General features: G+C 60.7%; 14 protein-coding genes. 11 read left to right on the top strand and 3 right to left on the bottom strand.

What is annotated here, in order from left to right:
• The first annotated feature begins 359 nt into the window (after window positions 1-359).
• The gene (locus AC1ME2_RS16635; protein WP_480435362.1) at window positions 360-4697 is read left to right on the top strand and encodes a DEAD/DEAH box helicase; all 4338 of its coding nucleotides are present in this window, start codon (window positions 360-362) and stop codon (window positions 4695-4697) included.
• Window positions 4698-4757: 60 nt separating this feature from the next.
• Here AC1ME2_RS16635 and AC1ME2_RS16630 read toward each other — a convergent pair whose 3' ends face one another.
• Window positions 4758-6947: a mechanosensitive ion channel family protein gene (locus AC1ME2_RS16630; protein WP_480435360.1), complete on the bottom strand. Its 2190-nt coding sequence runs from the start codon at window positions 6945-6947 to the stop codon at window positions 4758-4760.
• 286 nt (window positions 6948-7233) lie between these two features.
• Between AC1ME2_RS16630 and AC1ME2_RS16625 the strand changes: the two genes are divergently transcribed.
• Both AC1ME2_RS16625 and mobA read left to right on the top strand, forming a co-directional pair.
• A complete protein-coding gene (locus tag AC1ME2_RS16625) occupies window positions 7234-8133 on the top strand; it encodes a bestrophin family protein (protein ID WP_480435358.1) in 900 nt (299 codons plus the stop codon).
• A 57-nt stretch (window positions 8134-8190) separates the two neighbouring features.
• Complete coding sequence (mobA, locus tag AC1ME2_RS16620; RefSeq protein WP_480435356.1) at window positions 8191-8778, top strand: molybdenum cofactor guanylyltransferase MobA; 588 nt, start codon at window positions 8191-8193, stop codon at window positions 8776-8778.
• 20 nt (window positions 8779-8798) lie between these two features.
• Here the strand turns inward: mobA and AC1ME2_RS16615 are convergent, their stop codons facing one another.
• Complete coding sequence (locus tag AC1ME2_RS16615; protein ID WP_480435354.1) at window positions 8799-10049, bottom strand: 2-aminoadipate transaminase; 1251 nt, start codon at window positions 10047-10049, stop codon at window positions 8799-8801.
• 334 nt (window positions 10050-10383) lie between these two features.
• On the opposite strand from AC1ME2_RS16615, the gene AC1ME2_RS16610 reads away from it, so the two are divergent.
• Window positions 10384-11688 (top strand): IS4 family transposase, encoded by a 1305-nt coding sequence (locus tag AC1ME2_RS16610; RefSeq protein WP_480442169.1) that lies wholly within the window; start codon window positions 10384-10386, stop codon window positions 11686-11688.
• A 408-nt stretch (window positions 11689-12096) separates the two neighbouring features.
• Here AC1ME2_RS16610 and AC1ME2_RS16605 read toward each other — a convergent pair whose 3' ends face one another.
• A complete protein-coding gene (locus tag AC1ME2_RS16605) occupies window positions 12097-12927 on the bottom strand; it encodes an IclR family transcriptional regulator (protein ID WP_480435352.1) in 831 nt (276 codons plus the stop codon).
• Between the two features lie 243 nt (window positions 12928-13170).
• Between AC1ME2_RS16605 and AC1ME2_RS16600 the strand changes: the two genes are divergently transcribed.
• Genes AC1ME2_RS16600 through AC1ME2_RS16570 form a run of 7 tightly spaced genes read left to right on the top strand, consistent with a single transcriptional unit; the run spans window position 13171 to window position 19763 of the window.
• Window positions 13171-14199 carry an ABC transporter ATP-binding protein gene (locus tag AC1ME2_RS16600; protein WP_480435350.1) on the top strand — a complete coding sequence of 343 codons (1029 nt, stop codon included), beginning with the start codon at window positions 13171-13173 and terminating at the stop codon, window positions 14197-14199.
• Window positions 14196-15068, top strand: a complete 873-nt coding sequence (locus AC1ME2_RS16595) for an ABC transporter permease (protein WP_480435348.1) — start codon at window positions 14196-14198, stop codon at window positions 15066-15068. The genes AC1ME2_RS16600 and AC1ME2_RS16595 overlap by 4 nt, the downstream gene beginning before the upstream one ends.
• A 3-nt stretch (window positions 15069-15071) precedes the next feature.
• Window positions 15072-15866: an ABC transporter permease gene (locus tag AC1ME2_RS16590; protein WP_480435346.1), complete on the top strand. Its 795-nt coding sequence runs from the start codon at window positions 15072-15074 to the stop codon at window positions 15864-15866.
• A 15-nt stretch (window positions 15867-15881) separates the two neighbouring features.
• Entirely contained in the window at window positions 15882-16172 is a 291-nt protein-coding gene (locus AC1ME2_RS16585) for a (2Fe-2S)-binding protein (RefSeq protein ID WP_480435344.1), read from the top strand.
• Window positions 16169-17542 carry an FAD/NAD(P)-dependent oxidoreductase gene (locus AC1ME2_RS16580; RefSeq protein WP_480435342.1) on the top strand — a complete coding sequence of 458 codons (1374 nt, stop codon included), beginning with the start codon at window positions 16169-16171 and terminating at the stop codon, window positions 17540-17542. The genes AC1ME2_RS16585 and AC1ME2_RS16580 overlap by 4 nt, the downstream gene beginning before the upstream one ends.
• Window positions 17539-18723: an NAD(P)/FAD-dependent oxidoreductase gene (locus AC1ME2_RS16575; RefSeq protein ID WP_480435340.1), complete on the top strand. Its 1185-nt coding sequence runs from the start codon at window positions 17539-17541 to the stop codon at window positions 18721-18723. The genes AC1ME2_RS16580 and AC1ME2_RS16575 overlap by 4 nt, the downstream gene beginning before the upstream one ends.
• Window positions 18720-19763, top strand: coding sequence for an ABC transporter substrate-binding protein (locus AC1ME2_RS16570; protein ID WP_480435338.1), 1044 nt, complete (start codon window positions 18720-18722; stop codon window positions 19761-19763). Before AC1ME2_RS16575 ends, AC1ME2_RS16570 begins: the two co-directional genes overlap by 4 nt.
• The last annotated feature ends 96 nt before the right edge of the window (window positions 19764-19859 follow it).

Here is a 19859-nt window from a genome sequence, read left to right as displayed (position 1 = left end):
CGGGCGGCCTGCGGTGGGGTTGCGGGGTTTCCTACCCCTACAGGAGACCCCGCCCCGTCTTCGACGCCGCGCTGTCGTGCAGCAAACCGGGTTGCGATTTGTGTGTCGTGATCGATAGTGGTGTGTCAGATAAGCCGCCTTCGCAGCGGGACGCGTAGTTCAGGATGCAGGAACACCGCAGTTCCACTGTGGGAGCAGGCTTGCCTGCGAAGAAGCTGACGCGGTGCACCTGACCTGCTCCCACAAGATTTCGATCTGCCTTTGGGATTTTGTGTGGATTGACTGCCGAATGACGGCAGTGGCTCCCCGTAGATCCGGGTGCCCTTGCATCTTTCCGACACAGCCCGCATAAATCACTGATGACTCTTCTCAGTCTTCCGGACCCGGTTCTGGGCGCGTTTCACCCCGCCGTCAGTGCCTGGTTTCACAGCACATTCCCAGCGGTGACGGCCGCTCAGGCGCAGGCGTGGCCGTTGATCAAGGCGCGGCGTTCGACCTTGGTCGCCGCACCCACCGGTTCTGGAAAAACCCTGACCGCCTTCCTCGCGGTACTTGATGACCTGGTTCATCTGGGCCTGGAGAATGGCGGCGAGTTGCCGGACCAGACGTTTGTGGTTTACGTGTCGCCGCTCAAGGCGCTGTCCAATGACATCCAGATCAACCTGCAAAATCCGCTGACCGGTATCACCGAGCAATTGGCGCGCATGGGCCTGCCCGAGCTGCGCATCAGCACGGCCGTACGCACGGGCGATACGCATCAAAAAGAACGCACTGCGATGCGCAAGACCGCGCCGCATATTCTGGTGACCACCCCTGAGTCGCTGTACGTGCTGCTCGGCTCGGACTCAGGCCGGCGCATGCTCGCCAGCACCCGTACAGTCATCGTCGATGAAATCCACGCGATTGCCTCGAGTAAACGCGGCAGTCATCTGGCGCTGAGCCTTGAGCGATTACAGGCGCTGTGCCCCGAGCCGTTGCTGCGCATCGGTCTGTCCGCCACGCAAAAACCCATCGAACGCGTCTCACGCTTTCTAGTGGGCAGCGATCCGGTTAAACGGCCCTGCGCGATTGTCGATATCGGCCACGCCCGCCCACGCGATTTGGGCATCGAAGTGCCGCCCGTGCCGCTGAGCGCGGTCATGGCCAATGATATCTGGGAATTAGTGTATGACCGCCTGGCGCAATTGGCCCGCGAGCATCGGACCACGCTGATTTTCGTCAACACCCGGCGCATGGCCGAACGCATGGCCCGGCATCTGAGTGAGCGCCTCAGCAAACACGCCGTGGCCGCGCATCACGGGAGCATGGCGAAAGAGCATCGACTGGACGCTGAACAACGCCTCAAACGTGGCGATTTGCAGGTACTGATCGCCACCGCATCGCTGGAGTTGGGCATCGATATCGGGGACGTCGATCTGGTCTGCCAGATCGCTTCGCCACGCTCCATTGCAGCTTTTTTGCAAAGGGTCGGACGCTCCGGGCACCAGGTCGGCGGCACGCCAAAAGGCCGTCTGTTCGCCACGTCACGCGACGACTTGATCGAATGCACCGCGCTGCTCGATTGCGTACTGCGAGGCGAACTCGACACCTTGATCATCCCCGACGCACCGCTGGACGTCCTGGCGCAGCAGATCATCGCCGAAGTCAGCTGCGAGGAATGGCAGGAGCAGGCACTGCTGGACATTATCCGCCAGGCCTCGCCCTACGCCACCCTCGATGACGCGCATTATCAGGCGCTGCTGCGCATGCTCGCCGAAGGCTACAGTGGCCGTCAGGGCGTGCGCAGTGCCTACCTGCATCGCGACGCGCTGACCCGCACCCTGCGCGGGCGACGTGGCAGCAAACTGACCGCCATCACCAGCGGCGGCACCATCCCGGACAATGCCGATTACAGCGTCATACTGGAACCGCAAGCCCTGAACATCGGCACGGTGAACGAAGACTTTGCCGTGGAAAGTATCGCCGGCGACATCTTCCAACTGGGCAACACCTCATACCGCATCCTGCGCATTGAAACCGGCCGGGTGCGGGTCGAGGATGCGCAGGGCCAGCCACCGAACATTCCGTTCTGGCTGGGTGAAGCGCCGGGGCGCAGCGCCGAGCTGTCGTTTGCCGTGGCACGTCTGCACGCGCAGATCGATGAACTGCTCAGCGCCAGCCCCGGTGATCTACAGCCCTGCATCGATTGGCTGATCGATACCCTCGGACTGGATTTGGCCAGCGCCGGGCAAGTGGTGGATTACCTGGCGCGAGCACGCTTGGCGTTGGGCGCCTTGCCGTCGCAAGACACCCTGATCATGGAGCGCTTCTTCGATGAGTCGGGTGGCACGCAACTGATCATCCACACCCCGTTTGGCAGCCGCGTGAATCGCGCCTGGGGCCTGGCGTTGCGCAAACGCTTTTGCCGCACCTTCAATTTCGAGCTGCAAGCCGCCGCCAGCGAAGACGCTATCGTGCTGTCGTTATCGACCAGTCACAGCTTCGAGCTGGACGAGGTCTGGCGTTATGTGAACGCCAACAGCGGCGAGCATCTGTTGATCCAGGCCGTACTCGATGCGCCATTGTTTGGCGTCCGTTGGCGCTGGAATGCCAGCGTTGCCCTGGCCCTGCCGCGCTACGTCGGCGGACGTAAGGTCGCGCCGCAAATCCAACGGATGAAAAGCGAAGACCTAATCGCAACCGTGTTCCCCGATCAGATCGCGTGCCTGGAGAACGTGATCGGCGAGCGAGAAATACCCGATCACCCATTGATCGAACAAACCCTCGACGATTGCCTGCATGAGGCCATGGACTGCGAAGGCTGGCTGGCGCTGCTGCGACGCATGGAAAGTGGCCAGGTGCGCTTGATCAGCCGCGATCTACCGGCGCCCTCGCCCCTCGCGGCGGAAATTCTCAGTGCGCGGCCTTACACCTTTCTCGACGACGCCCCCTTGGAGGAGCGCCGCACCCAGGCGGTACTCAATCGGCGCTGGAGCGACCCGCAATCCACTGATGGCTTGGGCGCACTGGACGCTGACGCGATTGTTGCAGTGTGCGAGGAGGCGTGGCCGCAGCCGCAAAATACCGATGAAATGCACGAGGCATTGATAAGTCTGAGTTGCATCAGTGGCGCCGAAGCCCGTCAACATCCGCACTGGCTGGCGTGGCTGGAAACCTTGGCAACCTCAGGCCGCGCGACACGCTTGCAGGTCAGTCCCGAGCACGCGTTGTGGGTGGCGCTGGAGCGCTTGACGTGTCTGCGCGCTGTTTATCCACAGGCCGAAATGCACCCGTTATTACAGGCGCTGCCCGATTTCGATGACCGCTGGAGCGAAGACGAAGCCGCCCTGGAGATTGTCCGCGCCCGCCTCGGTGGTTTCGGGCCATTACCGCTGCACGAGATCGCAGAACCACTGGCCTTGCCAACCGCCAGCGTGGTGCAAGCACTGGCTCGACTGGAAAGCGAGGGGTACGTACTGCGCGGGCGATTCAGCCCCGGCGCGACCGACGATCAATGGTGCGAACGCCATCTGCTGGCGCGCATCCATCGCTACACCCTCAAACGCTTGCGCCGGGAAATCGAACCGGTGTCATTGCAGGACTTCATGCGCTTTCTATTCGATTGGCAGCACCTGTCCAGCGCCACCCGCAGTCAGGGCAAAGCTGCGCTGCCCGAGGTCGTGAATCAGCTCGAAGGCTATTCGGCGGCCGCCAGCGCCTGGGACAGCGACATCCTTCCGGCCCGGCTCAAGGACTATTCACTGACCTGGCTTGACGAGCTGTGTCGCTCGGGCAAAGTGGTGTGGACGCGATTGGCGCCGCGCAATAAAACCGGCGCTGCAGCCTTGCGCAGCACGCCTATCGTGCTGCTGCCCCGAAGCCAAGTGAACCTGTGGAGTGAGCTGACCGAACAGCCGTCGCCTGCAGAGTTGTCCTTACGGGCGCAAAAAGTACACGCGGCATTGGTCAGTCATGGCGCATTGTTTTTCGATGAGTTGCTGCACGAAGCCCACCTCCTGCGCACCGAACTGGAAAACGCGTTACAGGAATTGGTCGGTGCCGGGTTGGTGAACGCCGACAGCTTTGCCGGCCTGCGCGCCTTGATCACTCCCGCCAGCAAACGCTCGGCACACACCAGTCGGCGCAACCGTGGCGCGTTTATTGGCGGCATGGATGACGCCGGTCGCTGGGCCTTGCTGCGCCGCTCACCTGCACCAGCGCCCAGTGAAAACACTCGACCGCAACAGACCGCCGCGCCGACCCTGGAACATATCGCCATGACGTTGCTGCGCCGATACGGCGTGGTGTTCTGGCGCTTACTGGAACGCGAGGCCGACTGGCTGCCCAGTTGGCGCGAACTATTACGCACGTTCCATCGACTGGAAGCGCGTGGAGAGATTCGAGGCGGGCGATTTGTCAGCGGCCTCGCGGGCGAGCAGTTCGCCTTGCCTGAAGCCATTCCGCTGCTAAGGGAAATCCGCAAACGCCCGCTCGACGGTAGCCTGATCAGCCTGTGCGGTGCCGACCCATTGAACTTGGTCGGCACACTGTTACCCGGCAGCAAAGTCCCGGCGCTAGCGGGGAATCGATTGGTGTATCGGGATGGCATTCCGGCGGCGGCGATCATTTCTGGCAAGCCGCAGTACTGGCTGGAGCTGGACTCGCTAGTCACCGCACAGGTGAGGGATAGGTTGTTGCACTGGCCTCTTCGCGAATGAATTCGCTCCTACACAGGGATCGCATATTTTCTGTGGGAGCGAATTTATTCGCGAAGCCGTCTAGGTCACCGCTGGGCTCTCCGACCCATCACTATTGGTCACTGTCGGTTTGCGTGGCGCAGGCGGCTCATCGGCATTAGTTTCTGCATGCGGGCTCATCACCACCTGTGGAAACGTCTGGGCGAAACGGACGTCTGGGGTTTTATCCACAAGCTTTTTCAGCCGTTCGTTGAAGGCGCGACTCACCCCATATTGGCCACCCGACACGGTGCGAAACTGCGCCGTCAGCACGATGCCGTTGAGGTCCATCCGGTCCAGGCCGAACACTTCCAGTGGCCCTTGCAGATTGCCCTTGAGCAACAGGTCATCGCTGATCGCCCCCCCCACCTCGCGAATCAGCGCGGTGGCAGAATCGATGTCGGTGTCGTAGGTGAACTGAATGGCAAAGAAGGCATACGCAAATTGCCGCGATTGGTTAGTCACGGCTTTGATCTGACCGAACGGCACCGAGTGTACGAAGCCTTTGCCGTCGCGCAGGCGCAAGGTACGGATGGTCAGGCTTTCCACCGTGCCGGAGTGGCCAGAATCGAGTACCACCCAATCGCCGATGGAGATGGTGTCCTCAATGATGATGAACAGCCCGGTGATCACGTCCTGCACCAACTGCTGCGAACCGAAACCGATGGCCAGACCCACGACCCCGGCACCCGCCAACAGCGGTGCAACGTTGATGCCCAGATTGGCCATCGTGGTGATCGCGCAAATCACCACCAGGATGATTTTTATCGCGTTGCGCAGCAGCGGCAGAATGGTTTTTATCCGGGTACTGGGCTGATGCGCAGAGCGGTTGTTGAGTGGCGGTTTCAATGCTTCCTGAATCGCCGTGTCGAGCACCACCCACAATAGCCAGGTGACCAGCAGGATCAGGCCGATGCTGCTGAGCGAATCGCTGATCACGCGGCCGAGGGTGTTGCGTTGGGCGAACTCGAACAGCGAAAAACCCCAGATCCGCCCAAGCACTTCGATGAACGTCACTGCGAGGACAATTCGCAACAAGGCATGACACAGACTCAGCAAGCGCTCTTTGTAGGCATGCCCGCCACGCTCGGCGGCAGCATCGACAGGCTTGAACAGGTGCTGGAACACCGTGCTCAAAAACACCGTAGTAATCAGCAATACCGTGGTGAGCAAGGCACAGCGCAGGGCCTTCTGGCTGTCTTCGCCAGCACCGATCAGATGGACTGCCGACACCAGAATCATCAACAGGATCGGCAGGTACCAGACACTGGAAAAAATCTTCAGCGATTCTTGCAGCGCTGGTTGGTGCAAGCGACCGTTCAAGGAACGATTGCGGATCAGATGCGCCACCGGCCTGCGCATTTTGATCACCAGTATGCAGAACACCACCGAGGCGAACAGTCCGGTAAATACCGCGATGCTGCTGGTGACGTTGCTGCCTAATTGCCGGGAAATCTGCGGGCTGGTCAACGCATCGCTCAGGGCCGCGAGAAAACCGATCAGAAACAAGGGCCGCGGACTGTATTGGCGAATGATGCGCACCGCCGCGCGCTTGTGTCCGGCATTGAACATCACAATCACGCACAGCAACACCGAGGTCGAAACAATGCCGCTGCTGGTCGCGTAGGCAAAGCACAGCGCCAACGCTCGCCCCACCGACGTCGACATAAAGTGGCTGACATACAAGGTCAGCGGCAGGCTGAGCACGGCCGGAAGGGTGTAAGGCAGCAAATAGTTCAACAGCGCCTGCAGACGGTAGCGCGTAATAAGAATCCGATGCCGATTGATGCGCATGGCCATAAACCGGCCCACTGAAAAAAGAACCGCGAACGCACTGATCCATACCGCCGACAGCACCAGGAAGTCACCGGCAATGCTGACGTTCGAGCGTGAGGAACGCTGATTGAGCAGATTGTCGATCTCGTCTTCGGCGCGGCCAGCCCGCAGCCGCCAGGAATCGACCAGATCGTTATTCAGGTCGAGTTGGCTCTGAACACCATCGATGCCCGAGCTGATGGCGCCGAGCAAGCCACCCTGCACCAAAATTTCCGGACGTGCCGGGGCAGCAGGCGCTGGCGCAGTGCTCGCGGGAGCTGCTGGCGCTGCTGGAGCCGAGATTGCCGCAGGTGCCGCCGACACGGGCGCAACGGCAGGCGCATCAGCGGCCTGGAGACTAAAGCTGCCCACGCATGACAGGATGCACAACAGCGTTAAGGTCTTGAACTTCAACACAGCGCTGTTCCCTCTTACGTATGATTGGCGGGTGAGTGTGACGCTTCTAGAAACTGATCAGTATTTGCCCGGCAAGTTCGTTTTTGCGCGCAACATGAACCCTGCGCACTCATCAATACTGTCGGCAAAGTAGACAATGCAGCTAACCGTGTCATGGAAGATACTGGTTCGGCACGCCACGCATGTGATGTAGCGCAACCCCTGTTGAATAGGTAACCCTTGTGACCGGCGGTTAGCCGCCCCTCTCTACTTTCTATCGCTTTAGTTGCTCCAGGTCCCTCAGTCCATGATCGTCAGACCCAAACCTAACCTGATCCAGATCCTGACTTCGCTCAAAGGATCCATCGCCAAACACATCGTTGTTCGCAGCCTGCTGGTCACCCTGCTGGCCTCGGTCATCGTATGGATCGAAACCCTGCACCCCGCCTACTTTTTTCGCGTCAGTGCCACACCCTTCACGCTGCTCGGGCTCTCGCTCTCGATCTTCATGAGCTTCCGCAACAACATGTGCTACGACCGCTGGTACGAGGGTCGCAAGTTGTGGGGGGAAATGATCATGGACATGCGCTCGATGATCCGCGAAACCCAAGTCATCAAGGACACCGCCGAACGCGGGAGCATTCTGCGCAATCTGTGTGGCTTCGCCCACGCACTGAACGCCCACCTGCGTGGGGAAGACGATTTGGGCCAGGCCCGTCCCTGGCTGGACTTTGCGCCCGCGCCCAGCACCCCGAACATCAGTGAACGCATCCTGCGTCATGTTGGCCAACAATGCTCCGATCTGGCCGTCGCCGGTGACATCAGCGAATGGCGCTATACCCTGATGGAAACCCGTCTGAGCAATATGACGCGCACGCTGACGGCTTGCGACCGGATCAAAACTACACCGTTGCCCTTTCCCTACACACTGCTGCTGCACCGAACGATTTATCTGTTTTGCATCCTGCTGCCCTTCGCCATGGCCGAGCCCCTGGGCTGGATGACACCTGTTTTCACCGCGATCGTCAGCTACACCTTCTTCGGACTTGACGCCATCGGAGATGAACTGGAGGACCCGTTTGGTCGTAACGAACACAACCTGCCCACCGACTTCATTGTGCGGACCATCGAGCGTGAAGTGCTGGACGCACTGGGTGAGACCGATCTTCCACCGGTGCTCGAACCTGTGGATTACGTGCTGAGCTGAGTAGCGCCCCGGCACTGTCCATGGGATCGTGGTCGTATCAACTTTTGGGTGCTGCGCATGAAACCTTCATCGAACGACCACCCCGGGCCAGGAGTGCCGTGCTCGATTCTGCTGCTGGCCGGCGGACGCGGTCAACGCATGGGCGGGCAGGATAAAGGGCTTATCCTCTGGAACGACCGGCCCTTGATCGCTTATGTGCACGACGTTGTCAGGCCGCTGACCGATGACCTGATCATCTCCTGCAACCGCAATCAGGATCGCTATCAGGCGTTTGCGGATCAGTTAGTAGGCGATGAACAGCAGGATTTTCCTGGGCCGTTGGCAGGCGTGTTAGCGGGGCTTTCGGTGGCGCGACATGCCTGGGTACTGGTGCTGGCGTGTGATGCGCCGAGGATTGATCGCCTACTGATTGAGCAACTGTTGCGCGGTGCAGGCCCCTCACCGTTGATGGTGCGGCAGGCTGGGCAATGGCAACCGATGTTCAGCGTGATCCCCACCGCCTTACTGCCTGAGCTGCGTAAGCGCTGGGACCAAGGGGAGCGCAGTTTGATGCGGGTGTTGTTAGCGCATGATTTACGGGCGCTTGACTGTGCGCCCGATGATCTGCGCCTGACCAATTTCAATACCCCGGATTTGCTGACCTGACAGCCTGCGGGCAGCGCAAATCAACGAAGCCCGGCCAGGCATTTTTCGAAGATATCCAACCCTTCATTGAGCACATCAAGTTCCGTGGTCAGCGGCGGCAACAGGCGAATGATGTTTCGGGCCTTGCCGCTGGGCATCAGCAGCAGTCCGTTGTTTCTGGCGGCTTCAAGGAGCGCGGCCAACTGGGCTGTTGCGGGGTTGCCTTCCGGTGTCATCAGCTCGATTCCGCGCATGGCGCCGACCCCGGTCAGACGTCCGAGGAAGGGGGACAGTTTGCTGTCGACCCACCCCTGATAACGACTCACGATGGCCTGTTCTTGTGCTTCGCCCCACGAGGACAGATGGGCGTCGGTCATCTGATCCAACGTGGCCAGACCCGCAGCACAGGCCATTGGATTGCCCGAATACGTGCCGCCCAATCCACCTTTGGGCAATGTATCCATCAAGGCTTTTTTGCCCACCACGGCACCGAGCGGCATACCGCCAGCGATGCTTTTTCCCAACAGAAGCAAATCTGGCTCGATGCCTAGCCGGGAGAATGCAAAGCGCTGGCCGGTGCGTCCAAACCCGGACTGGATTTCATCGATGACCAACAGAATGCCCTTGTCATCGCAAAACCTGCGCAGGGTTTTGGCGAACTCAACGTCCAGCGCAAGGAAGCCGGCTTCGCCCTGAACAGGCTCCAGAATGAAACAGGCGACCTCTTCAACGTCGATTTCAACGCTGAACAATCGATCCATGGCGCTCAACGCTTCTGCGGCAGTGACTCCGTTGTCCTTGCTCGGGTAAGGCAAGTGGTACACCGGACCCGGCAGCACGCCGACCTTTTGTTTGTAGGGGGCAACCTTGCCGTTGAGGTTCAACGTGGCCAGCGTTCGCCCATGAAATCCGCCATCGAAGGCGATAACCGCCGTGCGCCCGGTATGCCCACGAACGATCTTCAGGGCATTTTCTGCGGCCTCGGCACCGCTGTTGGTCAGCATGCCGACCACGGGGTAACTGACCGGAATGAACGCCGCGAGCCGCGCCATGAATTGCTTGTAAGGCGCATGCGGCACCGCGTTGAAGCAGTAATGCGTCAGTTTGGTCGCTTGCTCGCGAATGGCGTCGACGATGCCCGCGTTGCAATGCCCAAGGTTCAACACGCCAATGCCACCGACAAAGTCGATGTAGCGCTTGCCGTCCTCATCCCACACCTCGGCATTCTTGCCGTGATCCAGGGTGATGGGGTGGACCATGGATATCGAACCGCTGATTGATGCACTGCTCATACAGAAAATGTCCCGTAGAAAATTCCTCGACCATCTAAGCGAGGAATGCCTGGGTGTCACAAGCGAAATAAAATCGCGGGGTTATTCCGGAATTTCGGGATGTCTGTTGGCATCACTCAAACATCAAGCTGCTTTTTAATCCTTTAAAACAATGATTTGGCGCTTTTCTTCGTGTGAATATCCGGCATATGTGGTTGCTGGAATTACGGTTTCGCTCTTACAGCCAGCCCTTTCAAGGTCTTTGCTAAAATCCCCCAAAATCTCAGTCAGGGTGACTAAAGCGATGTGGGCAGAAGTTCTAGCGCGGTTTGAAAAAAAGACACCGGCCAGCGTCATGGTCAAGTTGGCACTGGATCACGCCATTCCTGCTGAGTGGGTTGATCAGGTGTTCGAAGAACATCGTCAACGCCAGTACCCGCGGGAGCTTTTGTTTTCGACCATCGTTGAGCTGATGTCCCTTGTTTCATTGGGCTTACGGCCTTCGCTGCATGCCGCCGCACGGCAGATGGAGAATCTTCCTGTCAGCTTGGCGGCGCTCTATGACAAGGTCAGCCGCACCGAACCCGCCTTGCTGCGGGCCCTGGTCACCGGTAGCGCAGAACGCTTGGCTCCGACGATAGAAGAGTTGGGCTGTTCATCCATTTTGCCCGGCTGGCAACTGCGCGTCGTCGACGGCAACCATTTGCCTTCTACCGAAAAACGGTTGGGGGCTTTGCGGCGTGAACGAGGCGCGGCTCGGCCAGGATTTTCAGTCGTGGTCTACGATCCTGACCTGGATCTGGTTGTCGACTTGCAGCCTTGCGAGGACGCCTACGCGAGTGAGCGCGTCGGCGTGCTGCCGCTGTTGGCCCGCGCCCATGAGGGGCAGGTGTGGATGGCCGATCGGCTCTATTGCACGATGCCCGTCATGCAGGCCTGCGAGGAAGTAGGTGCTTCTTTCATTATTCGCCAGCCAAGCAAACATCCAAAACTGATTCAGGAAAGCGACTGGCAAGAACCGGTCCCTGTCGAAAGCGGAACGGTGCGTGAGCAAATTATCGAACTCAAGGGTGGCTACCGCTGGCGCCGAGTTGAACTGACCCTGCAAACACATACTGATTCAGGCGACTCCGTGATGTGGTTTTGGAGCAACTTGCCCGACACCATCAGCGCCGAGCAGATCGCCGATTTATACCGTCGTCGTTGGAGCATAGAAGGGATGTTCCAGCGCCTTGAATCGGTGCTGGACAGTGAAATCGAAAGCCTCGGCTCTCCCAGAGCGGCGTTGCTGGGTTTTGCTTCGGCGATCTTGGCCTACAACGTTTTGGCAGTCCTCAAACGCAGCGTGGAACAGGCTCACCGCGAGACGCAGCCAGAGGGATGGGAGGCCTCGACGTTTCACTTGGCAGTGCAAGTGCGCAGTGGTTATGAGGGCATGCAGATCGCGCTACCCTCAGACTACCTATCACTTCAAACGACCTCGGAAACCCTGGCACAGCGCCTGTTGGCGCTGGCCAGGAATATCAAACCCAAGCAGGTTGCCAAAAGCATACGCGGACCGAAAATCGCCAAACCCAAGGAGTGGCTGGAGGGCAGAGCTGCGAATGCGCATGTATCGACGGATCGGGTGCTCAAGGCCCATAAAAGGAAAACACCTTGAAAGGGCTGGCTCTTACAGCGAGGAACCTTTTACAAGCGCCTAAAAGGTACCCCAAAACGCTTGCCCCTCCATACGGATCCTCGCTTAGGCTCGGATTTCCCTCGCTCCAGCGTTGCTCCGGGGGCCGCCGCAAGGGGCCGTCCCTGGCCCCGTGCGGCTTACTCGGCATCCTTGCCTCGTTACCCCCTGCGCAACGCCTGCGCTCGGCCTCCTGGAAAAGGGGCCTTGCCGTAATTCGAGAGTCAATTCACACCAAATCCCAACGGCAGATCAAAATCTCTGTAGGAGCGAACTTGTTCGCGAAGGCGGCATATCTGACACACCGCCACCGATCACGACACACAAATCGCAACCCAGTTTTCTGCGCGACAGCGCAGCGTCTGAGACGCGGCTAGGTCCCCACAGAGACTATGAACCAAAGACCTGCGAAGGCCTGCGCAAGGTCGGGTCGAACGGGTTGATCTTTGGCCCGATGGCCGCCGCCTCGCGCTTGAGCAACTCCACGACAGTCGGCAGCCGGTCCGGGCCCAATCGTTCACTGAGCGTCGCCACGCTGAGCGCGGCCACGGCATGCCCGTCGCGGTTTAGAATCGGCACGGCCAGACCTGCCATGCCCGGCAACGCCCCGGTGTTGCGGGCGGCATAACCAAGGCGACGGACACTTTCCACCTCCGAACGCAGGAACACCTCGTCATACAGGTGGAAGTCCTTGAGCCTGGGCAGGTTGTAGCGGATCACGGTCTCGCGCTCTTCTTCAGGCAGAAACGCCAGAATCGCCAGGCTGCCCTGCCCCACACCCAAGGCCACGCGCCCACCGATGTCACCGGTAAACGTGCGGATCGGATACGGCCCCTCGCTACGGTCCAGACAGATCGCATCGAAACCGCTGCGCGCCAGCAGAAATAGCGAATCACCCAACGAGGCACTGAGCCGCAGCATGGCCGGCCTGACCAGATCACGCAGGTTGCCGGTATTGCCTGCGCGGGCGGCCAAGGCAAAGAACTCCAGGCTCAGCCGGTAGCGCTTGCTGCGCCCGTCCTGCTCGACCATGCCTTCTTCCATAAGGCTGCGCAGCAAGCGATGGGTGGTGGGTTGCGACAACCCAACCTGTTGCGCCAATTGGGTCACCCGCTCACCACCGTCGGGGGCCGTGCCGAGCATACGCAACACGGCGAAGAGCCTTGAGACGCCACCGACGCCCACTTCTTTTGTCTCTCCATTCCGCTCAGTGGAATTCATCGTACTAAATCCATCCTAGAAATTTGCTCACCGAATGAAAGTGAAAAAATACTCCTTTCAGTGAAATTCGTGCTTTCGCCCATCCTAGGCTTCGTCCTAATCTGAGTCCACAGGGGCGAATCGAACAATATTTGGCAGCCGACTCAGACCGAGCGCCAGCGCACCCGCAGCATCCCTTCGCATCTGCCCATTACAAAAAAAGCGTGTTTCGACGCGCCCAATAAATACAGGTGGAACGCAGACATGGCTTTTCTCCAGCTCGAAGGTCTCAGCAAACGCTACGGTGCAATCGACGCCGTCGTCGCCACACATCTGGCGGTGGAAAAAGGCGAGTTCGTTTCTCTGCTCGGCCCTTCCGGTTGCGGCAAGACCACCACCCTGCAAATGATCGCGGGCTTCGTCGACGCCACCGCCGGGCGCATCGTGCTGGACGGCCGCGACATCACCGACGCCAAACCGAGCAGCCGTGGCCTGGGGGTCGTGTTCCAGAGCTATGCGCTGTTCCCACACATGACCGTGCGCGACAACGTTGCGTTCGGCCTGCGCATGCGCAAGGTCCCGGCGGCCGATATCGCCCGGCGGGTGGCCACGGTGCTGGACTTGGTGCGCCTGGCCCCCCATACCGAACGCTATCCCCGAGAGCTGTCCGGTGGTCAGCGCCAGCGCGTGGCCCTGGCCCGCGCCCTGGTGATCGAGCCGCCGGTGTTGTTGCTCGATGAACCACTGTCCAACCTCGACGCCAATCTGCGCGAAGAAATGCAGTTCGAAATCCGCCGCATTCAGTGCGAAGTCGGGATCACCACCTTGATGGTGACCCATGATCAAGCCGAAGCGCTGTCAATCAGTGATCGCGTGGTGGTGATGCAGGCCGGGCGCGTGACCCAGATCGACGAGCCGTACAAGCTCTATGAACACCCCCGCACCCGCTTCATTTCCGGCTTTGTCGGCAAGGCCAACATGCTCGCAGGCGACTTCGATGACGCCGGTTGCCCGCAAGTACGCCATAGCAGCGGCGACGGCGCACTGACCCTGAGCCTGCGCCCGGAAAAAATCGACATGCTGGACGCCGGCAACGGTCGTCTGCAGGGGCGCATCCTGGTCCGCTATTTCCTGGGCAGCCAATGGCTGTACCGCATCGAAACCGCCTTGGGCGAATTGACCGTGGTGCGCCGCAACGACGGCAGCGCGCCACTGACCGAAGGCACCGCCGTCGGGCTCGACTGGCAGGCCGAGCTGTTGCGCGTGCTGGCTGCCGACGAGGTGCATGCATGAGCGCCCTCGCGGCCATGCGTCGGGGCGGACGCGGTTATTTTTTATCGATGCCGGCGATGCTGCTGTTCGTCAGCCTGTTGATCCTGCCGCTATGCCTGACACTGGTGCTGTCATTCAACGTCTTTGATTACCAGCTCGGCGTAAAGAACAACGCCTACACCCTCGCCCATTACATCGGCCTGTTCAGCGATTCGTACTTCTACGAGATCTTCTTTCGAACGTTCTGGATCAGCGCGCTGGTGACCCTGATCTGTGTGCTGATCGGCGTGCCCGAGGCCTACATTCTCAGCCGCATGGGCACACCGTGGCGCTCGATTTTTCTGATTCTGATCCTGACCCCGCTCCTGATTTCAGTGGTGGTCCGGGCTTTCGGCTGGAGCCTGTTGCTCGGTGCCGATGGCTTGGTCAATCAGGCCATTCAAGCGCTCGGCGGACGCCCGGTGAAACTGCTCTATACGCCCTTCGCGGTGGTCATCGCCCTGGTGCATGTGATGCTGCCCTTCATGATCATCCCGATCTGGACCTCGCTGCAAAAACTCGACCCGGCCGCCGAACAGGCCGCGCTGTCCCTCGGCGCCAGCCAGGCCAAGGTCATGCGTTTGGTGGTGTTACCCCAGGTGATGCCCGGCGTGCTTTCGGGGACCCTGATCGTGTTCGGCCTGTCGGCCAGTTCCTTCGCCATCCCCGGCCTGCTCGGCGGACGACGGCTGAAGATGGTTGCCACGGTGGTTTACGACCAATACCTCTCGGAGCTGAACTGGCCCATGGGCGCGACCATTGCCGTGGTGCTGCTGCTGGCCAATCTGCTGATCATGCTGAGCTGGAACCGCATGGTCGAAGGCCGCTATAAAAAAACGTTGGGGGAGTAAGGCATGTCTAAAAACGGTCCTCTGTCGCTGGGATTTCACACGCTGGTCGTGCTGTTCATGATGGCGCCGCTGGTGGTGGTCTGCCTGGTGGCCTTCACCCCGGAGAATACCCTGAGCCTGCCGACTTCCGGCTTCTCTCTGCGCTGGTTCAGGGCGGTGTTTGAACGTGCGGATTTTATCCATGCGTTCTATAACAGCTTGATCCTGGCCTTCGTCGCCGCGACCCTGGCGACCTTGATTGCAGTGCCTGCCGCGCTGGCAATCACCCGCTATAAATTCCCCGGCCGCGATTTTTTCAACGGCCTGTTCCTGTCGCCGATCATCATTCCGCACCTGGTACTGGGCGTGGCGATGTTGCGCCTGTTTGCGCTGATGGGGGTCAACGGCAGCTTTGTCGGGCTAATGCTGGCCCACGTTGTGATCATCACCCCGTACGTGTTGCGCCTGGTCATCGCCGCCGCCATCGGGATTGATCGCAGCGCCGAACAGGCCGCCGAGTCCCTTGGTGCCAGCCGCCTTACCCTGTTTCGCCAGATCACCTTGCCGATGATTCTGCCGGGGGTGGCCGGTGGCTGGCTGCTGGCGTTCATCAACAGTTTCGACGAGGTCACCCTGTCGATTTTCGTCAGTTCACCCTCGACCCAAACACTGCCGGTGCGCATGTACGTGTACGCCACCGAATCCATCGACCCCATGATGGCCGCCGTTTCGGCACTGGTCATCGCCCTGACTGCAGGCACCATGATTCTGCTCGACCGGGTCTATGGCCTGGACCGGGTTTTGGTCGGTAAACATTGAGAGGGATGCACTGAGATGGCGTTGTTCAAACGACTGGCCGAACTTGATCGTCCACGCCTGGCTTTTACCCTCGACGGTCAGCCGGCCAATGGCTTGCAGGGGGACACGCTGCTGACCGCCGTACTGACCTGCGCCGAGCACCTGCGCGGCAGCGATTTCAGCGCCGAGCCGCGTGCGGGCTTTTGCATGATGGGCGCGTGTCAGGATTGCTGGGTGCGCCTGGGTGATGGCCGTCGCGTACGCGCCTGTTCGACCCTGCTCGAAGCGGGACACGCCATCAGCCGTGAGCCGGGGCGCAGGCCATGAGCGAACAGAATGTGGTTATTGTCGGTGCCGGCCCGGCAGGGATTCGCGCCGCGCAAACCTTGCTGGCCCATGGTGTGAAGCCTTGCCTGGTGGATGAGGCTGCGCGTGGCGGCGGGCAGATCTATCGACGCCAGCCCACGAATTTTCACCGTTCGGCACAGCAGGTTTATGGCTTCGAGGCCTCGAAAGCCGACGCGGTCCATCGCACCCTGGATGAACTGGCAACGCAGATCGACTACCGCCCCGAAACACTGGTGTGGAATGCCGAAAACGGCCGCCTGGATACCCTGCACGATGGGCACGCCAGCGGATTGGAATACTCACGCATCATCGTAGCCACTGGCGCCACCGACCGCGTGCTGCCGGTGCCGGGCTGGACCTTGCCGGGGGTGTACAGCCTGGGCGCCGCGCAGATCGCCTTGAAATATCAGGGCTGCGCTATCGGCGAGCGAGTGGCCTTTTGTGGCAGCGGGCCCTTGCTGTATCTGGTCGCGTATCAATACGCCAAAGCGGGCGCCAAGGTTGTGGCCGTGCTCGACAGCGCGCCCTTCAGCGCCCAATGCCGAGCGTTGCCTGCCTTGATCGGTCAGCCCGGCACCTTGGCCAAGGGCCTGTATTACCGCAGTTGGTTGACCGCCCACGGCATCCCGGTGCATCAGGGCGCAACACTTGAACGCATCGAGGGCGAACAGAGGGTCAGCGCTGCGCTCTGGCGCAAAGGTCAGCCCACAGATCAGCGCCCACAACGGCTGGAATGTGATGCCATCGCGTTCGCCCACGCGTTGCGCAGTGAGACGCAACTGGCCGATCTATTGGCCTGCGAGTTCCACTGGAGCACATTGAACCGTGCCTGGTTGCCACGTCGCGACAGTGCTGGGCGCAGCAGTGTCGACGGCGTGTACCTGGCGGGCGACGGTGCCGGCATCATGGGCGCCGACGCTGCAGAAATGGCTGGCGAGCGTGCCGCCCTGGCGCTGCTCGAAGACAGCGGACACAACGTCGACAGCGCTCGCGGCACGCATCTGGAACACAAACTCGCCGCCATCGAACGCTTTCGGCATGGCCTGGAAACAGCGTTCCCCTTCCCCACCCATTGGGCCGCTGAAGCTCCCGATGAATTGATCCTGTGTCGCTGCGAAGAGGTCTCGGTCGGCGACGTGCGAGCGGTGGTCGATGAGGGTCACTGGGAACTCAACCGGGTCAAGGCCCAGTGCCGGGTCGGTATGGGCCGGTGTCAGGGCCGAATGTGCGGCGCAGCGGCGGCAGAGATCGTCGCCCAACGCAGCGGCCGCTCGCTGGACAGCATCGGTCGGTTACGCGGTCAGGCGCCGATCAAGCCGTTACCGTTCGGCGTGGAGATCGAGCCATGAGCGCAGTGATCGAAACCGATGTGGTGATTCTCGGCGGCGGCATTGTCGGCGCATCGGCAGCCTTGATGCTCGCCCGCATGGGCAAGCGTGTGGTGCTGCTGGAGCGCGATTTTTGTGGCTCGCACTCCAGTGGCGTGAACTACGGCGGCGTGCGCCGTCAGGGTCGACCGCTGAGCCAATTGCCCTTGTCCCAACGCGCCCACCAGATCTGGGGCAGCTTGCGAGAGCTGATCGGCATCGACGGGGAGTACGTGCGCTCGGGGCACCTCAAGCTGGCGCGCAGTCATGAAGACATGGCCGCGCTACAGGCCTACGCCAAGGACAGTGAAGATTTTGGCCTGGGGCTGAAACTGCTCGACCATGCCGAGTTGCGGGCTCGCTTCCCCTGGGTCGGTGATGTGGCCGTCGGTGCCTCGCTGTGCCCCGATGACGGCCACGCCAATCCACGACTGGTCTCTCCGGCCTTTGCCCGCGCCGCGCAGCGTTTGGGCGCGCAGGTGTTCGAGCAGACCCATGTCATCGACGTCGAGCACGACGGGCAGATGTTTCAGGTGCGCAGCACCAAGGGTCTGCAAGTCCGCGCACCGTGGCTGCTCAACTGTGCGGGTGCGTGGGCAGGCACCCTCGCCGCCAAGTTCGGCGAACCGGTGCCGATGCAGTCCGGGCACCCGGCGATGCTCGTCACAGAACCGCTGCCCATGGTCATGGATGTGAGTACCGGCGTGGAAGGCGGTGGTATTTATGCGCGCCAGGTCGCACGTGGGAATTGCGTACTGGGCGGCGGCCAAGGGTTCGCACTGGGCCCGGAATCTGCTCGCCCTGGACAGGCCGCCGTGCTCGAGATCCTGCGCAACGCCGCCGAACTGTATCCCTTTTTGACCGGTGCTCAGGCGATTCGTACCTGGAGTGGCACCGAAGGTTATCTGCCCGATCGCGAACCGGTGATCGGCGCCAGCACCACTCAACCCGGCTTGCTGCATGGCTTCGGCTTTGCCGGCGCCGGTTTCCAGATTGGCCCGGCGGTGGGTGAAGCCTTGGCCGAGCTGGTCTGTACCGGCAGCGCAACACAACCCATCGCAGCATTTTCCATCAGCCGCTTTCAACCCGCCGCGTTAACCCCAATCCGGCCGCCGCACACGGGGACCGTCGTTCAATTGCCTAGAGGAAGGTCACTTCAATGAAGAACGTCAAACGTATCGCCCTGTCTTGTCTACCCTTGGCCAGCCTGCTGTTGACGGCCCCGGCGCATGCCGAACCGACGCTGTATCTGGGCATGAACGGCGGGACCATGGAACGCGTCTATGCCGACAAGGTTTTGCCAGCGTTCGAAAAGGCCAACAACGTCAAGGTGGTGATCGTCCCCGGCACCTCGTCGGACATTCTGGCCAAGGTCCAGGCCAGCAAGGACAACCCGCAACTGCACGTTATGTTCCTCGATGACGGCATCATGTACCGCGCCATCTCCATGGGCCTGTGCGACAAGCTTCAGCCAAGTGCCGCGCTGGCGGACATCCCGGCCAAGGCCCGGATCAAGGAGGAAGCCGCCGCAGTAACCCTGGGCGTCACCGGCCTCGCCTACAACGCACGAATGTTCAAGGAAAAAGGCTGGAGTGCTCCCACCTCGTGGATGGACATGGCCGACAGTCGTTTCAAGGACAAAGTGGTGTTCCAGTCCCTGGCGTCGTCGACCTTTGGCCTGCATGGCTTCTTGATGTTCAACCGTATCCAGGGCGGCAGCGAAACCAACGTCGAACCGGGCTTCAAGGCCTGGCCGAAAACCGTCGGCCCCAACGTCTTGGAATACATCGCCAGCTCAGCGAAAATTTCCGAAATGGTGCAAACCGACGAGGCCGCCCTGTTCCCGCTGACACCGACCCAGGTCTCCACCCTGAAACTGCTCGGCGTACCGGTTGAATACGCGCAACCCAAAGAAGGTGCGGTGGTACTCAACGTCGCCGAATGCACCATCGCCCACAACGACCAGCCAGCGCTCGCGCAAAAACTCGCCGCCTACCTCCTGAGCCCAGAGGCACAGGCGCCAGCACTGGAAGACGGCGACCAAATCCCCTCCAACCCAAAAACCCCAACCACCGACAAAACCCGGAGCGAGGTTGAAGCGATGAACTCATACCTGGAAACGGCCATCTCGATTGATTGGGATCAGGTTAATCAGCAACGCCCGGAATGGAATGCGCGCTGGAGTCGGACGATCGAGCGGTAGATCTGAGTGGATTCAAGACACAATCGGCATAGGGGATGGCCTTCATAGGCCATTCCCCTGCCACACCAACCGGCATGCGGGTCCGCACCGGGCGGT

Source organism: Pseudomonas sp. ASL9 (assembly GCF_056680335.1).
Note: the sequence above shows the minus strand (reverse complement) of the source record. Positions and strands in the feature narration are given on the sequence as shown.

Excerpts from the sequence above, each read along its gene's own strand:
- AC1ME2_RS16605 (WP_480435352.1), bottom strand. The coding sequence starts at position 12,927 with ATGAATTCCACTGAGCGGAATGGAGAGACAAAAGAAGTGGGCGTCGGT.
- AC1ME2_RS16600 (WP_480435350.1), top strand. The coding sequence starts at position 13,171 with ATGGCTTTTCTCCAGCTCGAAGGTCTCAGCAAACGCTACGGTGCAATC.
- AC1ME2_RS16585 (WP_480435344.1), top strand. The coding sequence starts at position 15,882 with ATGGCGTTGTTCAAACGACTGGCCGAACTTGATCGTCCACGCCTGGCT.
- AC1ME2_RS16570 (WP_480435338.1), top strand. The coding sequence starts at position 18,720 with ATGAAGAACGTCAAACGTATCGCCCTGTCTTGTCTACCCTTGGCCAGC.
- mobA (WP_480435356.1), top strand. The coding sequence starts at position 8,191 with ATGAAACCTTCATCGAACGACCACCCCGGGCCAGGAGTGCCGTGCTCG.
- AC1ME2_RS16610 (WP_480442169.1), top strand. The coding sequence starts at position 10,384 with ATGGTCAAGTTGGCACTGGATCACGCCATTCCTGCTGAGTGGGTTGAT.
- AC1ME2_RS16590 (WP_480435346.1), top strand. The coding sequence starts at position 15,072 with ATGTCTAAAAACGGTCCTCTGTCGCTGGGATTTCACACGCTGGTCGTG.
- AC1ME2_RS16635 (WP_480435362.1), top strand. The coding sequence starts at position 360 with ATGACTCTTCTCAGTCTTCCGGACCCGGTTCTGGGCGCGTTTCACCCC.
- AC1ME2_RS16625 (WP_480435358.1), top strand. The coding sequence starts at position 7,234 with ATGATCGTCAGACCCAAACCTAACCTGATCCAGATCCTGACTTCGCTC.
- AC1ME2_RS16595 (WP_480435348.1), top strand. The coding sequence starts at position 14,196 with ATGAGCGCCCTCGCGGCCATGCGTCGGGGCGGACGCGGTTATTTTTTA.
- AC1ME2_RS16615 (WP_480435354.1), bottom strand. The coding sequence starts at position 10,049 with ATGAGCAGTGCATCAATCAGCGGTTCGATATCCATGGTCCACCCCATC.
- AC1ME2_RS16580 (WP_480435342.1), top strand. The coding sequence starts at position 16,169 with ATGAGCGAACAGAATGTGGTTATTGTCGGTGCCGGCCCGGCAGGGATT.
- AC1ME2_RS16575 (WP_480435340.1), top strand. The coding sequence starts at position 17,539 with ATGAGCGCAGTGATCGAAACCGATGTGGTGATTCTCGGCGGCGGCATT.